Below are 14,861 nucleotides of genomic sequence, written 5' to 3'. Positions count from 1 at the left end.
GTTGAGGTTCTCCTGCTTACGTCGAGTAAGCGAGTGGTGAATCAAAAGGTGGTTTTCATCGTCAGGTAAACAGCACCACGATCCTCAGTCGTGGCACCGCCACCGGAAAAGGACGAGTAGCCACCGGCGTAGCACGCATAGTTTTCGTTACCGCTGAAGGCGTTTGGAGTAGAGCCGTCGCCCCCCGTCGGGCCGGTACTCACGCCGCTTTTATTGCACTTGTCGGTCTGGCCGAAAGAGTCCACATACTTCAGGTCGACAAAGTATTTGTTGTACACAACGGCACCCACGCCGAAGGCATAGTTGCCGGTGTCCTTGGCACCGCCTCCGGACACCGGTGACACACCCGCGAGGCCGACGTTGACGGACATTGGCGCGTTGAGGTCGACGCCCGGGAATACCTGGTACCAGGTCGGTGTGAAGTTGACCGCGACGCCCCAGTTGTCACGGGTCGGCTGGTCAATACCGCGATAACTGTCTTCGCCCTTGTAGAGCGCTTTGTTCTTGTCATCGAGGCTCAGCAGGTTGCTGTAGTACAGCTCGCCCAACAGGGTGGCCGAATCGAATACCGGCGTTTTAGGCATGGTCATCAGACCGTTCAGCGTCCAGTGCAAGGTGTCGCCGGTGGCGCTCATGCTGTCGCCGCGGCTCGGGGTGTCGTAGATCACGCCCGTGTCAGCGGTGCGCGCCGGCAACAGGCCGAGGCCTTTGCCCAGGCCCAGCGGACTGGTGGAGCTGACGATTGCCGGGATACTGGCCAGCGGCATGTTGTGACGAATGTTCAGGTCAGAACCCACACTCACGCCACCGACGTCCTTGGACAGACTCAGGCCGAAGACTTTAATGTTGTCGGCATAGGCCAGTTGATAGGTCGCGGTGTTCAACGAGTTGAGCGTGTTGACCACGGCAGGTACTTGCCCTGCTGGACGAGTGCCATTCGGGTTGGCCGACGAGATGCCTCGGGCATCCAGCCAGGCTTGCGGCAGGATTTCCGACGTCTCGCGGTAGTAGACGCCGAGCGTCCCGTCCAGCCAGGCCGGAGACCACTTGGCCATCACTCCCCAGTCGCCGCTGCTGTGCGGCGTCAGGTCATGTCCACGAACCACGTTGGTCAAGCCGTTGCACGGCGCCAGTCCGCAACGCAGCGGGCTGCCCGGAACCACGGCGTTGGTGTTGCCCAACAGGAACGATTGCGCGCCGAAGCCCACCAGATCTGAACCACCGTAATAGGTGCCGGCTTCAGGCAAGCGAGCGGCGTCCCAGTCCAGGAAGTACTGCGCGCCGATGGTCAATTCAGGGTTAACGGTGAAGGTCGTCGACAGTTGGTTTCGCGGCACGAACAGTTCTTTGGCTTCAGTGCCCGGGGACGCCGCCAGCTTGGCGAGGTCAAGGCCGGACTGGCCGTAACTGATCGAATGCACCGGGTTGAGAAGGGTCTCGCCCCAGAACACGTTGTGCTGACCGGCCTTGACGCTCAGCAAAGATTCCTCGCCCACTTCGGTGCTGTAGAACACGAATGCGTCGAGGATTTCGCCGGACGGACCGGTGTAGTAACGCTGGGCATAGTTGCTCAGGTGCGGGCTGCCAAAACCGACGTTGTCGTTGGTGACGGCGGCCAGGCGCGGATCGTTGGCCACCAGGCCGGAGCGTGCATCGTTGCCGTTGACGAACGGGTTGGAGTTGGAACCGGTGTTTTCATACGCCTTGTCGTACCAGCTGGCGGCACTGACACGAAAGCCCATGGCGTTTTTGTAAACCACGTCCATTTCGGTCAACAGGTCGATACGGTTGGTGATGTTGGTGCCAGCCTTGCGGAAGTTGTAGTCGCCGTCGTTGTTGTTTGGCGTCCCCAACATGCGCTTGTCGGCGCTTTCGGTGCGCACACCGTAGTTGTACTTGATGGTGTTATCCAGACGCGCGGTCCAGTCCGGATTACCGGTATCCAGTTCAACCGCCTGGGCGGTTGGCATGGACGCGGCCAGAATGGCTGAGGCCAGCAATGTGTAGCGCGAAACCGTGAACCCGTGACTCTTATTGTTGTGCATTGCGTTGTCTCCGCCTTTTGTATTTGTTTTAAGCGCAGCCGCCCTCACGCATTCCCTTGTTCCAGGGTTTTGCGTTGCTCAGGAATGAGGGCAAATGCCGTTTGGCTTAGGGCCAACCGGCGCCTGAATTAACGATCCAGCTCGAGGATGAAAGCTTCGGCTTCTGGCCAGTGGCCAAATCCTGCAGCCGGGTTCAGATGACCGACTGCACCGAGATTGCGCAGTTCTGCACCCCAGCCTCGAGCCATGCGAGTGACAGCGTCGAGACTGGCCAAGTGATCGTTGGTGCTGCCGATCACCAGGCTCGGGAACGGCAACCGACCTTCGGGGAGCGGATTCCAGCCATGGGAGCGCAGAGAATCAGAAGAGGGATAGCCTTGCGGCCAGGTGGCATCGAGGTCCGGTGGCGCAGCCAGCAGAGCGCCCTTGATCGGACGGCGGTGCAAGGCGGCCCAGTGCGCGACCATCAATACGCCGGCACTGTGGGCGACCAGAATCACCGACCCGTCGATCTGCTCCAGTTCGTGCTGGATCGCACGGACCCGTGCAGCGCAGTCGAGTTTGTCGGTTTCAAGCGGCGGGACGCTGCGTACCTTGGCGAGCCTGGCTTCAAGCAATGTCTGCCAATGCTCGGCCACGTGCTCACGCAAGCCAGGTACGATTAAAACGGTTGCAGCAGTTTGCAGTTTGTCCACATCAGCACCTACGCGTTCTCGATGACTCGACTGACTCATAGGTCAGACGTTTTTGTAGTGCTGACATTAAAGAGCCCCCACCCCGGGCGCTTTTCATTGGACGTCAGTCGCTTTTCTTTTCATGACAGATTCGGGGGTGTCGACGTGAGGTGCCCGCTGGTCGAAAACCACGGCAGGTTTGCCCAAGGCCACTGTAATCAATACGTGAGACGGTTATGTCGCGATGAGACGGAAGTGATTTGAGGGGGATCCGGATGCCGTTCGGCGCTTGCGCAACAACTTTCCATTTCATGACGTGCTGGCTATAGTCGCCACGCTCGTTTCCACCGTTACCGGCCCAGGGAAGACCCACGCATGACCAAGCTTGTTCGCGCCGCCGTCTTGACCAACTACCTGGAGGTCACTAATTACCTGGGTTTCAACCCGCGTGATGTATTGGCTGCCAACGGCTTGAGCAGGGCTCAGTTGCTGGCGCCGGAACACCGGATCCCTATCGATTGCGCCGTGCGTGTACTGGAAGATTCGGCCGTTGCCAGTGGCTGCCAGAGCTTCGGCCTGAGCATGGCCGAGTCGCGCCAGCTCTCGGATTTCGGCGTGGTCAGCCTGCTGCTTACACACCAGCGCACGCTGCGCGAAGCCTTGCAGGTGGTAGTGCATTACCGGCACTTGATGAATGATTCGCTGGCCATTTTCATTGAAGAGGCCGGCAAGATGGTGATCATTCGCGAAGAGGTGGTGACCGATACGCCGATGCCCTCCCGGCAGGCCAACGAACTGGCCATCGGCGTGATGTTCCGCTTGTGTGCTGCGCTGCTCGGCGCGCACTGGCATCCCTACAGCGTCAACTTCACCCACCAGCCTCCAGACAACCTGCAACTGCACCGCCGCCTGTTTGGCTGCACGGTGGAGTTCGGCAGCGAGTTCAACGGCATTGTCTGCCCCAATGCCAGCCTGGACGTGACCAACCCCCACGCCGACCCGGCCATGGCGCGTTACGCCCAGGGCTACCTCGACTCGTTGCTGAGCCATGAAGGCGAGTCGTTGCTGTTCGAGGTGCGCAAGGCCATTTACCTGCTGCTGCCAATGGGACGCGCCACCATCGAGCAAATCGCCCAGACCCAGGGCATGAACGTACGAACGCTGCAACGCCGCCTCAAAGACGACGGCTGCGCCTTCAACGACCTGATCAACGACGTGCGCCGTGATCTGGTGCTGCGTTATCTGGAGAACCCGAATTACTCGCTGGGCCGCATCGCCGACATGCTCGGGTACTCGATGGCGAGTTCGTTCACGCGCTGGTTCATCACCCAGTTCGGCATGCCACCGGCTGCGTGGCGTGCACAAAAGCAAGGCGCCGCCAAATCTGTCCCGGGTCAACACGAATCCTGAGGCCGCCAAACCCCTGAGTTCCCCCTTGGGTATTCGGGGTATTAAACATCGCCCGAAAGCGCTTGTTTAAAACCCGTCCAGGTTACTTCCGGAAAGCCACAAGACCTTGCGCCGTTGCCTACGGCTACGCCAGAATCCGCCGGCTTGTGCGCCTTGGGGCCGCCCGGTAATTTGATTCGTGTCACTGCCCATCAGTGATCGGGTTTCGCAGCCTGGGAAATCTCTAGACGCACAACGTCTACCGTCCATGAGCAGATGCTTTTTCAGGTCTGTCTCTCATGTCATGGCGGCTGTGCGTGGGAGACCTTCGGGTCTGCCGGGTTCCTAGAGTCCTGGTCTGCGAACCCGCGTACAGTTGCCACCTTATTTTCGTTTCGCAGCGAATCGTGGCAGCTCCATTTCTCTAGGAGTTTCACCATGTTCAAGGTAACGCCCAACCCACCAGACACCGATCCGGTTTCCCCATGCGAACCCGATTCAAAAAAACTCAATGAGGCCGCCGAGCGCGCGCTCAACTTCCACTTCTCGTCGAATGCCGACATCAAAGCCGCCGCGCGCAAACCCAGCAAGCTGTTTGCCGTGAACCCGGAGGCGACGGCAGAAACCCTGGGAGTGTTTTTGGTCGAAACACTGGCTGCGATCGATGTGATGGTCCATCACTTGGTCGATCATTTGGAGGGTGAGTCGCGTCACGCCCTGCTGGGGATTTCCAACAGCATCATGGTGGCGGAAATCACGGCGATCCGGGTGCTCGACCACATTGAGCCACCCGTGTAACCGCCACTGTTCATTGCCTGAAGCCTTTTCTGACAGTTCCAGGCTTCAAGCATCCCATCCCGATCCTACAAGTAATCAGGCGGCGACTGGCAGCGTCGCCCATCCCCCACAGCGCATCGTTTTTCCCTGAAACCAATCATTTGATTTGGCGCCCAGGGAAGGGTTTTGCGCTCGAGGGATGCATCCATGAAAAATGGCTATGGGAGTTGCCAATGTGCTATTTGCCGCAGCCTGCGCCACAGACGAGGACCGCGACCGGACCAGGCAGCGGAACAACGTAAATACGACGAAGCAATGGCCCGACAACGAGCAATGGAGGAAGCGCTCAATACGGCCTGGGAAGACAAGGAAGCACGCGAGGAAGCTTCGCGGGTGAAGATCACTCTGCGTATCGGGGTGTTTTTCGATGGCACTGGCAACAACCGTTCAATGTCGAGATGGGACAAAAGTGCGGCGCTCATCATCCGGTGTCCGTGCAGGATATGGATGGGGGTTGCAAGCCGTACATGCAAGACCCTGACAGTCGTTATGGAGGGGAAGTGACGAATGTTAAGCGGTTGCATGACTTGTACTTGGAGTCGACAGCACAAGAAATTCTTCAGAAGAAATTGGCATTCGACAACGTTTATATCGATGGAATTGGAACATCGGCTGGCGAGCCAGACAGTTTATTGGGCATGGCGTTTGGGCGCGGTGAAACGGGTATCGAAGCACGAGTATTTCAGGCATTCGGTCAAATCAAACAACGGTTGCGTGCCTTTCATGGACTCTACCCAAACATCCAAATAGGCGCGTTGACCTTCGACGTGTTCGGCTTCAGCCGTGGTGCGGCTGCCGCCCGACATTTCGCTTGCTTGTGCCTAAATAGAACCAATAGCCCGCTCAAAGACTCCCTGGACCAACCGGATAGCCTGTTCACCCAAGGTTTCGGCAAGGGCTTTGGCGAAGGGGTCACCACCGGATTTATTGGCCTGTTCGACACTGTCGCGTCTGTGGGCGGCCTGAGGAACCTGGGCTATGTGCGCAGCCCGGCAGCCCCCGGGGTCAAGTTGTAGTTGATGCCGCGTTTCTTTCCCAATGTTGTGCAACTGGTGGCACGCGGGGGATTGGCTTCACCGAGCCCGCACACATGACCGTTTGGGTGGAAACCTCGGCAGTCGAAGACATCAAAGGTCAGATGTTTTACGCTGTCGCATCGGGTGCAGCCGCAAGAAGTGATCATGACGATGGAACTGAAACCGCACGAGGCTGGGTAGGCATCGGCGGAGCGGGAAAGTCGGTCACGGGGGCCACCCTGCCAAAACGCATCTTCGTGCGCTGGCAATCGATAGTCGAACGCAAGACCTACGCCGGCTGGGTCGATATCTCCGATTCCACCCGCGACATCATGCGTAACTCAACGGCCCAGCGCTGCCACGAAACCCCTCAGTTCACCGCCAACCCGAGCGCAGCCCTGAATGTGGGACTGGCGCCGGGCGGCATCATTCAGGTCTGGGTCTCGGACGACTGCTTGCGCGCCCATAAAGTCGACCGAGGGCAAGTCGGCATCGAGCCTCTTGGTCCTTATCTCGGCAAAAACGAAGGGCGTTACGCCTGGAAGATCAAAGACTCCTCCCAACGCTATATCGAACGTTTCGGCATCCCCTATGGCAGTTGGTAATGAAGTGTTTTCGAACCAACGAAAAAAGCGGCGACTGCGTATACAGTCACCGCGAAAAGCCGGCGTTTGTGACACCGACCGAGAGCCGCACAGCGCTGAGGAGTCAAACCCCGTGCGGCCCTGCCATAAAACGGATGTTGATCGGGTTCAGAATCCCCAGCGCAGCAACAGCAGCACCAAAACGACGAGGAACACCGTCTCCCCCACCATCAGGAGGATCGGCTTGATGCCAACGGAGGCCAGTTCCTTGAGCTGAGTCTTCATGCCCAGGGCACTGATGGACACCACCAGGCACCAACGCGACAGGTCATTGACCGTGCCTTGCACGACGGGCGCTATCCATCCCGTGCTGTTGATGCACGCCAGCAGCAGAAAACCGACGGCGAACCACGGCAGCAGCGGCGGTCGCTTGCCGCCCGTTTCGGCGCCTTGCATGCGCGTGACCATGGCCGCACAGACGATCACCGGCAGGAGCATGGCGACTCGCATCAGCTTGACCACCGTGGCCGTGTCGCCCGTTTCGGTCGACATGCTGTAACCGGCGCCGACCACCTGGGCCACATCGTGGATGGTGGCGCCGAGGAAAATACCCGCCATTTGCGGTGACAATGACAACCAGTTGGCAATCATTGGATAAACAATCATCGCCATCGTCGAAAGGGCTGACACGCCAATGACGGTAAACAGTGTGGCGCGTTCTTTCTGCGGATGATTGGGCAAGGCGGCCGCCAGCGCCAGCGCCGCCGAAGCGCCACAGATCGCGGTCGCGCCACCGGTGAGCATGCCGAACAAACGCTGAAAACCCAGCATCTTGGCCGCAATCACCGAAACGCCAATGGTCACCACCACCAGCGTCACCACCAGCGCAACTGGCTTCCAGCCCAGACCGGCAATCTGCTCAAGGGTAATGCGCATGCCCAGCAGGGCCACGCCGATGCGCAACACGGTGCGCGCAGTAAATTCGATGCCGGCCTTGCACACGCCCTCCCCGGCCAGGAAGTTCAGCGCCATGCCCAGCAGCAAGGCAAACAGCATCACCGGTGCACCGTAGTGCTCGGACAAAAACGAAGCGGCTGCCGCCACGATCAGACTGACGATAAACCCCGGTGCCAGTTCACGTGTTCGGCTATGGATTCGGGTGAGAGCGATGGCGCTCATGGCGCGGACTCCTCAGAAGCAATAACGATAAAAGCCTGGCCGTCGATGACGTCGACCAGATAATTGTTGACCTTGAGCTGTGTGGAATTGAGCAAGTAACCACTGCGCAGATCGAAGCGCAGGCCATGGGCGCAACATTGAATCACCCTGCCCTCCAGACGCCCGCCGCACAGCGAAGCGCCCTGATGCGGGCAACTGTCATCAATGGCAAACACCTCGCCGTCGACGTTGAACAACGCCAGGCTTTTGTTCTCGAATTCGAACAGTGCACGACCGCCCGCCTGCGGGAGTTTTGCGGCAGGCAGCGGGACACGACGCGTCATGACGGCGTCCGCACGCGTTGGCGCTCCAAGGCTTCATGCATGACGCCCAGAATCGCCTCGGCAGGCTGCGCGCCGACCAGCGTTAATTGGCGGTCGAACAGAAAACTCGGCACACCGCTGGAGGCCCCGACTTCATTTCCGACAAAGGGACCTGATTCATCTTTCAGGTAATCCCTCACCGCGTCAGCGTCGTAACCGCACGACTGCGCGATGGCAATCAACGTCTCGCGGCGACCAAGATCCTCGCCGTTCTGGAAGTACGCAGCGAACAGGCGCTCAAGCAACTGTTCACGCTGAGCCGTGCTACCCCGCGAATTGGCATGCGCCAACAGACGGTGGGCGTCCGCGGTGTTGGGCATGGTGGTGATGCGACTCAAGTCGACGTCTACCCCGACCGCTTTCGCCGCCTGCTGCACCTGGGCCTGACGCATGGCGACCGCTTCGGCACTGCCCAGACGGTTGAGGTAGAACTTGGCGAACGGCTCGCCCTTTACCGGCAGGTGAGGCAACAACTGCACCCCGTGCCACACCGTGGTCACCAGCACATCCGGCTGCTGCGAATGCAACAACGCTTGTGCGCGTTCCAGTTGGCGTTTTCCGATCAAGCACCAAGGGCAGATGAAATCGAAAAACACATCGATACGTAAACGAACACTCACACCTTCACCTCTACCGCAGCTTCACTGACAGAATCATTGACACGCTCACCCGCCAACCGGGCGATATCCTTGTGGTAATGGCACTTGGCAAAAAAGAACACCGCCGCTGCCGCGATGCTTACCAGCGGTACCAGCTGGAAGGCCGCTTGCAAGCCAATCAGGTCGGACACCTTGCCGGTGATGAACGGCCCCGGCGCGAGGCCAAGCAAGTTGTTGGCCAGCGTCAGCGTGGCAAACGCCGTGCCGTGCACCGAATAGTGGGTCAGGTTGGCAACCATCGCCCCGGCCGGGCCGGTTGTGCCCGCGGCAATCAACATGCCCAGGCCAATCAACAGCAATTGGGAGGGTCCCGGCGGCAAGGCGAACGCCGCCGACAGCAACAGGCAACTGCCCAGGCAATAAGCGATGGCCAGTGCGACCTTGCGCTCGGGCGACTCGCGACACAGTCGATCGCTGAGCATGCCGCACAGGATCATCCCGGCGCCGCTGCACAGGACGATGATCGCCGCGACGCCACCCGCCTTGTCCGGCGCCATGTCGTAATAGCGATTGAGGTAGCTGGGCATCCACACAATCACGGTGCCCCCCACGAACAGTTGCAAGCCACTGCCGATGTAAGCCGCGATCACCGAAGGGCTGGAGCACAACGTGCGCAATGGGCGCTTGACCACCGCGGCGACTTTTTTGCCCGCCTCGGCGGCGCGCTGCGGTGCAATGCGCGCTTCCTTGACGATGATCGGGTAAAGCACCGCCAGCAGCAGACCAAACAAGGCCATGCCGGCAAAGGACCAGCGCCAGCCCAGCTTGGCCGCGATAGCGCCGCCCAGGGCCATGCCCAACACCGAGCCGAACATCCCGCCCGCCATAAAGGCACTGGCCAGGGTAGCCCGCATGTGTTTCGGAAACACCGAAATCACCACGGCAATACCGACGCTGCCATAGGCAGCCTCACCGACGCCCACCATGAAGCGGGCGATAAACATTTGTTGGTAGTCCTGCGCCAGCGCGCAACCCAGCGTGGCCAGACTCCACAGCAGTGCCATCAGCGCCAGGCTTTTAACCCGGCCGAAGCGGTCAGCCATCAACGACAGCGGAAACGTCAGCAGGCCGACCATCAAGGCCACCACGCCGCTGAGCAAACCGAGCTGGCCGTCAGTCAGCGCCCACTCGCCCTTGAGCATCGGGAATACCGCGTTCAGCACTTGGCGGGACATGTAATCGGAAATCAACAGGCCGAACGTCAGTGCGAAGACGATCCAGGCATATGTACGCGCAACGCCGACACCACTGGTGTCGTCATCGTCAGCGGCGATTGGGTGAAAGGCCATGCAGCCTCCTCGAAACATTATTTTATTGTTGTTATCGAGCGTGTTTCACTGCAGCGAGCGAGGGGTCTACCCCCCTCGCTCCCGCTGTCGGTCAGCCGCGTTGCGGCACACCTTTTTGCCCAGCCTTGCGGTTGGGGGCCATGCCGTTGGCCAACAGGGTTTCCTCGATAGTGTCGTACTTCACACCGATGCGATAAATCTCGCGGGCTTCTTTACCGGTAGCGATTTCGCGACCCAGTTCATGCGCGATGCGCACGGTTTGCTTGATCTGTGCCACCGAGCCAAAACGATCGCCCTTGTGATCAATGATAGTGTCTTCGTTACCCACACGCGGGTGCATGCCCATGGCCATCGCCATGGTGTTGAACGGCAGTACGTTCTTGAGCAGCGACTCGGAGGTCAGGGTGCAGCCGTCCGGCACGCGGTGGATGAAGTTGAAAAAGTTGAACGGATTAGGACCATCGAAACCGCCGCCGATGCCGATCCAGGTCAGATTCAACGGACCTTTGTAGAGACCCTTGCGCACCATTCGCTGCAGCGTTTCCAAAGAGTGCATGCCGGTCAGCTGGAAGTGCGGCTGGATGTCGTTGTCCATCAGACGCTTGAGGTGCTCGATAACCCAGGACGGGCCGGCCGGTACGGTCATTTCGCTGTAGGCAGCCTGATACGCAGGGTTGGCCAGGGATGTGCCTTCCAGGTATTCCGGATACAGCAGTTCCATGATGTTCATCTGGGTGGTGTTGATCGCCACCGTGACCTGATCCGGTTTTGGCGTCAGCTCGGCCAGCATGTGGCGGGTATCGTCGGACAACCACAGCGCGGCTTCGCCATCGCTTTCCGGTGCGAAGGAAATCGAACCGCCGACCTGGATAATCATGTCCGGCACCGCTTCACGTACGCCGGCAATCAATTCGTTGAACTTGGACAGGCGCTTGGAACCCTTGCCGTCCAGTTCGCGTACGTGCAGGTGCAGCACGGTAGCGCCGGCTTCATAGCACTCGACAGCCTTCTGGACTTGCTCGTCCATGGTCAGCGGGATGTCTTCCGGGAAATCTTCCGGCATCCACTCAGGGCCGTAAGGGGCCACGGTGATGACCACTTTTTCCATGTTTTCCGGGTGCAGGGAATCGTCGAAGAATTGCATGAGTTACTCCAGTTTTTATGATTGTCCGCCTGCCGGTCATGCCTGGCAGGCGTGTCTACAAGTTCGAATTCAGAGAGGGTCGGTCAGAACGTCTTGTCGCCAATAATCCCGGCGCGTTCCATCTTGCGATGGCACGGCGGGTAATCCATGACCGCGTAATGCTGGGTACTGCGGTTGTCCCAGATGGCGATGCTGTTCGGCTTCCAGCGCCAGCGAACCTGATACTCGGGGATATACGCCTGGCTGATCAGGTAACGCAGTAACTCGCCGGCGCCAGGATTGGCGTCCTGGCCGAAGCGCACCCGCTCAGGGGTGTGGTAGTTGCTGAAGTGGGTGGTAAACGCGTTGACGAACAGCACCTTCTCACCGGTTTCCGGATGGATGCGAACCACAGGGTGTTCGGCGTCCGGGTACATCGCCTTGAGCGCCAGGCGTTTTTCAATCGGCATGGCAGCACCGAAGCTCGCTTCGATACTGTGACGGGCACGCAGGTCGGCGATCTTCACCTTTACGTCTTCCGGCAAGTTCGCATAGGCCTGGACCATGTTGGCCCACATGGTGTCGCCACCCACCGGCGGGCACTCTACGCAACGCAGCACACAGCCCATCGGCGGGGCTTCGCGCCAGGTGGCGTCGGTGTGCCAGGCGTTCTCGTAGCGGTCCATTGGCTGGTCCGGATTCTTGTAGATGCGCACCAGCCCCGGGTGATCCGGGTCGCTGCCGGCCACCGGATGGTCCTCCAGCTCGCCGAAGCGACGGGCGAAGGCCACGTGGTCGGCGCGGCTGATGTCCTGATCGCGCAGGAACACCACCCGGTGCTTGAGCAACTGGGCACGAATCTCGGCAAACAGACCGCCGTCATGCACCGCGTCGGCGAGGTTGACGCCGATCAGTTCGGCGCCAATGCTGCAGGTCAATTGTTCGACTTTCATGGCTGGCAACTCCTTAAATGACGAAAATCGAGGAACCAGTGGTCTTGCGTGACTCCAGGTCGCGATGGGCCTGAACAGCGTCTTGCAAGGCGTAGTGCTGGTTGATTTCGATCTTGATCCGACCGCTGCCGACATGGTCGAACAACTCGCCGGCCAGCTCGGCTTTTTCCGCCGGATCGGCGATGTAGTCAGCCAAGGCCGGGCGCGTCATGTACAGCGAGCCTTTCATCGCCAGCAGCGCTGGATTGAACGGCGGAATCGGACCGGATGCAGTCCCGACACAGACCATCAAGCCACGACGCTTGAGCGAATCCAGCGAGCCCTCGAAGGTGGTTTTGCCAACACTGTCGAACACGACGTTGACACCCACGCCGTCGGTCATTTCACGAACGCGCTGGGCGACGTCTTCATGGCTGTAATTGATGACCTCGGTGCAACCGTGAGCCCGGGCAATTTCACCCTTGGCCTCGGTGGACACGGTGCCAATGACGTTCACGCCGAGCAACTTGGCCCACTGCGAAACGATCAGGCCGACACCACCGGCAGCGGCGTGCAGCAAAATAGTGTCACCCGCCTTGAAGTCGTAGATGCGGCGCATCAGGTACGACGAAGTCAGGCCGCGCATGGTCATGGCGGCGGCGGTTTCGAAACTGATGGTTTCCGGCAACTTGATCAGCGGTGCCGCCGCGATCAGACGCTCGGTGCTGTAGGCACCCAAGGTATTGAGAAAACCGGTGTAAGTGACGCGGTCCCCCACTTGGACATTGGTCACGCCTTCGCCGATAGCCTGAACCACACCGGACGCCTCAACCCCCATTCCGTTGGGCATAGGGATCGGATAGGTGCCATTGCGAAAATAGGTGTCGGCATAGTTCAAGCCAACCGCCACATGACGAAGACGAACCTGGCCTAGACCGGGATCGCCGACTTCCACGTCTTCATAGCGAAGGACTTCGGGACCACCGGTTTCGTAGAAGCGGACGGCTTTGGCCATGATTTCTTATTCTCCAATCTGCAATGTTGGCTTGCTGCGTCGAATTGCGCTGATTGGACTGTAGGACGCCGCCTGGGGAACCGCTTCTCATCAGACGACAATGGCTTTTCATTTCATGACACGAGCGCGAGGGAAGTTTTTGAGCGTGAGACCGGATACGGACTGGCGGCCACGTTTAATAGTTTTTAAGGGTTATTGATTCGGATTATCCAGCCATTGCGGGCAGCATCTGCCCCGCCTTGTCGGAACCTTAATGACAACTTTCATCACTTGAGAACAGAACACATGAGCATGTCGAATAAATGGATAGCGGGTATCGCCTTGAGCTGCGTGTTTCAGGTCGGCTGCGTCTCGAAAGTGGCGCAGCAGGAGCAGTATTCGGGCTTTCTGGCTAACTATCAGGGACTGGAAGAGCAAACGACGCCAAGCGAACAGAAAGTCCTGCGCTGGGTCTCACCCGGGTTTGATCCTCATGCCTATACCACTGTCGTGTTCAAGGAAGTAGAGCTGTATCCCGCGCCGAAGCCAACCGAGCGCGTCAACCTGAAAACCCTGCAAGACGTACAAACGATGGCCAGCAACAGCATCAAGACAGCCCTTGCCCCTTCCTACACCGTGGTCTCGAATGCAAAACAAGCACCGGCCACTTCGCGGACATTGATCTTGCAGGCGGCGATTACCCATGTCAGTGCCAACAACGAAGGTATGCATTGGTATGAGGCCGTTCCAATCGGCGGGATTATCGGCGCCACTCAAGCCGCTACCGGTCATCGCGATCAGACCGCAGAGTTGTTTATTGAAGCCGATCTGATCGATGCCAACACGGGTTTGGCAGTTGCCAAGGTGGTACGCAAGGTGTTCGGCGCGACATTGAAAAACGCCAGCCAGCCTATCGCGGCCAATGACTTCAAGGCCGCACTCAAAGACATGACGAATGACATGCATGCACTCCTGACCAAGCAGTAAGCACCGCGGCATACCCCATTGCGAGCAGACGTGCGTGGGGTTTCAGCCTCTGGCCTGTACAAAGCGTCAGGCTATGCAACGACGTTTACGAGAGTCCGGCTTGATGAAAATACTGATGTTTACCTTATCGATCCTGGTATTGCTCGCCAGTGCGCAGGCATTGGCGGTGACGGTGGTACCACTGAAGAGCCAAACTTCCCAGACGATCCAGCAAGACACCAGCGCCTGCCAATCACAGGCCAATGCGCAATTCCCGATACAGAACACAACGCCATCGGGTGGTCGGGTAAAAGGCGCGACCAAAGCCGCGGCCGTCGGAGCCACTGCTGCGGAGGTTCGAGGCCGGCAACATGACAACCTCTACGACCAGGTCGACGACGATATCAAGCAAGACTATCGCCAGAACAATGCGCGCAGCGCCGCCGCGGCCGGCGTGGTGATCGGGGGCTCACGACAACGCCAGGAGCGCCGTCAGGACGCTGCCGCCACCGACCAAAGCATTACCGCCAACAACTCCGTGTACAGCAGTTGTCTGCAACAGCGTGGCTACAACGTTTTGCCTTGATTTAGGCGCTCCTTGAGGGAGCGCTGGCCTGCCTGAAAAACCCGCCTCGCAGTTTTCGGATAGCGCCGAAGACCCGTATCGAGCATCATCACTGCCCTCGATAGAAACCTCGTGGGTAACCATTCCTTGATTCCAGTGATGCTTTTTATGCGCTGACACCGGCCTTCGCTAATGGCTCCCTCCGCACCTTCCGCGCTTGTCCGCTTGTAGCCGTTCAGCTCCCTGA

Annotated in this window: 16 protein-coding genes; 7 read left to right on the top strand and 9 right to left on the bottom strand. The window is 59.1% G+C overall.

The annotated features are described in order from the left end of the window. Positions 1-41: 41 nt before the first annotated feature. On the bottom strand, positions 42-2,045 hold the full coding sequence (locus NL116_RS11445; protein ID WP_494377237.1) for a DUF1302 domain-containing protein: 2,004 nt from the start codon (positions 2,043-2,045) through the stop codon (positions 42-44). Positions 2,046-2,173: 128 nt separating this feature from the next. Beyond that, complete coding sequence (locus NL116_RS11440; protein ID WP_494377236.1) at positions 2,174-2,740, bottom strand: RBBP9/YdeN family alpha/beta hydrolase; 567 nt, start codon at positions 2,738-2,740, stop codon at positions 2,174-2,176. 354 nt (positions 2,741-3,094) lie between these two features. On the opposite strand from NL116_RS11440, the gene NL116_RS11435 reads away from it, so the two are divergent. From NL116_RS11435 to NL116_RS11415, 5 genes are all read left to right on the top strand, one after another. After that, positions 3,095-4,129 (top strand): AraC family transcriptional regulator, encoded by a 1,035-nt coding sequence (locus tag NL116_RS11435; protein WP_494377235.1) that lies wholly within the window; start codon positions 3,095-3,097, stop codon positions 4,127-4,129. A 417-nt stretch (positions 4,130-4,546) separates the two neighbouring features. Then, on the top strand, positions 4,547-4,906 hold the full coding sequence (locus tag NL116_RS11430) for a DUF6124 family protein (RefSeq protein ID WP_494377234.1): 360 nt from the start codon (positions 4,547-4,549) through the stop codon (positions 4,904-4,906). 186 nt (positions 4,907-5,092) lie between these two features. Next, positions 5,093-5,449 (top strand): hypothetical protein, encoded by a 357-nt coding sequence (locus tag NL116_RS11425; protein ID WP_494377233.1) that lies wholly within the window; start codon positions 5,093-5,095, stop codon positions 5,447-5,449. Next, a complete protein-coding gene (locus NL116_RS11420) occupies positions 5,446-5,961 on the top strand; it encodes a T6SS phospholipase effector Tle1-like catalytic domain-containing protein (RefSeq protein WP_494377232.1) in 516 nt (171 codons plus the stop codon). The genes NL116_RS11425 and NL116_RS11420 overlap by 4 nt, the downstream gene beginning before the upstream one ends. 74 nt (positions 5,962-6,035) lie before the next feature. Continuing rightward, positions 6,036-6,566 carry a DUF2931 family protein gene (locus NL116_RS11415; protein WP_494377231.1) on the top strand — a complete coding sequence of 177 codons (531 nt, stop codon included), beginning with the start codon at positions 6,036-6,038 and terminating at the stop codon, positions 6,564-6,566. A gap of 147 nt (positions 6,567-6,713) precedes the next feature. On the opposite strand, the gene NL116_RS11410 is transcribed toward NL116_RS11415, so the two are convergent. The 7 genes from NL116_RS11410 to NL116_RS11380 form a co-directional block, all read right to left on the bottom strand. Then, positions 6,714-7,724: a YeiH family protein gene (locus NL116_RS11410; RefSeq protein ID WP_494377230.1), complete on the bottom strand. Its 1,011-nt coding sequence runs from the start codon at positions 7,722-7,724 to the stop codon at positions 6,714-6,716. Next, complete coding sequence (locus NL116_RS11405; RefSeq protein WP_494377229.1) at positions 7,721-8,047, bottom strand: Rieske (2Fe-2S) protein; 327 nt, start codon at positions 8,045-8,047, stop codon at positions 7,721-7,723. The genes NL116_RS11410 and NL116_RS11405 overlap by 4 nt, the downstream gene beginning before the upstream one ends. Beyond that, entirely contained in the window at positions 8,044-8,706 is a 663-nt protein-coding gene (locus NL116_RS11400) for a DsbA family oxidoreductase (RefSeq protein ID WP_494377228.1), read from the bottom strand. Before NL116_RS11400 ends, NL116_RS11405 begins: the two co-directional genes overlap by 4 nt. Next, positions 8,703-10,034 (bottom strand): MFS transporter, encoded by a 1,332-nt coding sequence (locus NL116_RS11395; protein ID WP_494377227.1) that lies wholly within the window; start codon positions 10,032-10,034, stop codon positions 8,703-8,705. Before NL116_RS11395 ends, NL116_RS11400 begins: the two co-directional genes overlap by 4 nt. A gap of 91 nt (positions 10,035-10,125) precedes the next feature. Continuing rightward, positions 10,126-11,178: a beta-keto acid cleavage family enzyme gene (locus NL116_RS11390; RefSeq protein ID WP_494377226.1), complete on the bottom strand. Its 1,053-nt coding sequence runs from the start codon at positions 11,176-11,178 to the stop codon at positions 10,126-10,128. Positions 11,179-11,261: 83 nt separating this feature from the next. Then, a complete protein-coding gene (locus NL116_RS11385; protein WP_494377225.1) occupies positions 11,262-12,110 on the bottom strand; it encodes a TauD/TfdA dioxygenase family protein in 849 nt (282 codons plus the stop codon). Between the two features lie 13 nt (positions 12,111-12,123). Further along, positions 12,124-13,104 (bottom strand): quinone oxidoreductase family protein, encoded by a 981-nt coding sequence (locus NL116_RS11380; RefSeq protein ID WP_494377224.1) that lies wholly within the window; start codon positions 13,102-13,104, stop codon positions 12,124-12,126. Positions 13,105-13,389: 285 nt separating this feature from the next. Here NL116_RS11380 and NL116_RS11375 point away from each other — a divergent pair, with 285 nt between their 5' ends. Together NL116_RS11375 and NL116_RS11370 are read left to right on the top strand one after the other, a co-directional pair. Beyond that, positions 13,390-14,070 carry a DUF3313 domain-containing protein gene (locus NL116_RS11375; protein ID WP_494377223.1) on the top strand — a complete coding sequence of 227 codons (681 nt, stop codon included), beginning with the start codon at positions 13,390-13,392 and terminating at the stop codon, positions 14,068-14,070. Positions 14,071-14,173: 103 nt separating this feature from the next. After that, a complete protein-coding gene (locus tag NL116_RS11370; RefSeq protein WP_494377222.1) occupies positions 14,174-14,635 on the top strand; it encodes a hypothetical protein in 462 nt (153 codons plus the stop codon). Positions 14,636-14,861 lie beyond the last annotated feature (226 nt).

Source organism: Pseudomonas sp. FBCC-B1667 (assembly GCF_059133255.1).
This window is presented reverse-complemented; position numbering and strand designations above follow the sequence as displayed.

What these genes read in the sequence shown, in the direction of transcription:
- NL116_RS11385 (WP_494377225.1), bottom strand. Translation starts at nt 12,110, where the DNA reads ATGAAAGTCGAACAATTGACCTGCAGCATTGGCGCCGAACTGATCGGC.
- NL116_RS11370 (WP_494377222.1), top strand. Translation starts at nt 14,174, where the DNA reads ATGAAAATACTGATGTTTACCTTATCGATCCTGGTATTGCTCGCCAGT.
- NL116_RS11380 (WP_494377224.1), bottom strand. Translation starts at nt 13,104, where the DNA reads ATGGCCAAAGCCGTCCGCTTCTACGAAACCGGTGGTCCCGAAGTCCTT.
- NL116_RS11405 (WP_494377229.1), bottom strand. Translation starts at nt 8,047, where the DNA reads ATGACGCGTCGTGTCCCGCTGCCTGCCGCAAAACTCCCGCAGGCGGGC.
- NL116_RS11425 (WP_494377233.1), top strand. Translation starts at nt 5,093, where the DNA reads ATGAAAAATGGCTATGGGAGTTGCCAATGTGCTATTTGCCGCAGCCTG.
- NL116_RS11395 (WP_494377227.1), bottom strand. Translation starts at nt 10,034, where the DNA reads ATGGCCTTTCACCCAATCGCCGCTGACGATGACGACACCAGTGGTGTC.
- NL116_RS11430 (WP_494377234.1), top strand. Translation starts at nt 4,547, where the DNA reads ATGTTCAAGGTAACGCCCAACCCACCAGACACCGATCCGGTTTCCCCA.
- NL116_RS11390 (WP_494377226.1), bottom strand. Translation starts at nt 11,178, where the DNA reads ATGCAATTCTTCGACGATTCCCTGCACCCGGAAAACATGGAAAAAGTG.
- NL116_RS11375 (WP_494377223.1), top strand. Translation starts at nt 13,390, where the DNA reads ATGAGCATGTCGAATAAATGGATAGCGGGTATCGCCTTGAGCTGCGTG.
- NL116_RS11410 (WP_494377230.1), bottom strand. Translation starts at nt 7,724, where the DNA reads ATGAGCGCCATCGCTCTCACCCGAATCCATAGCCGAACACGTGAACTG.
- NL116_RS11435 (WP_494377235.1), top strand. Translation starts at nt 3,095, where the DNA reads ATGACCAAGCTTGTTCGCGCCGCCGTCTTGACCAACTACCTGGAGGTC.
- NL116_RS11445 (WP_494377237.1), bottom strand. Translation starts at nt 2,045, where the DNA reads ATGCACAACAATAAGAGTCACGGGTTCACGGTTTCGCGCTACACATTG.
- NL116_RS11415 (WP_494377231.1), top strand. Translation starts at nt 6,036, where the DNA reads ATGACCGTTTGGGTGGAAACCTCGGCAGTCGAAGACATCAAAGGTCAG.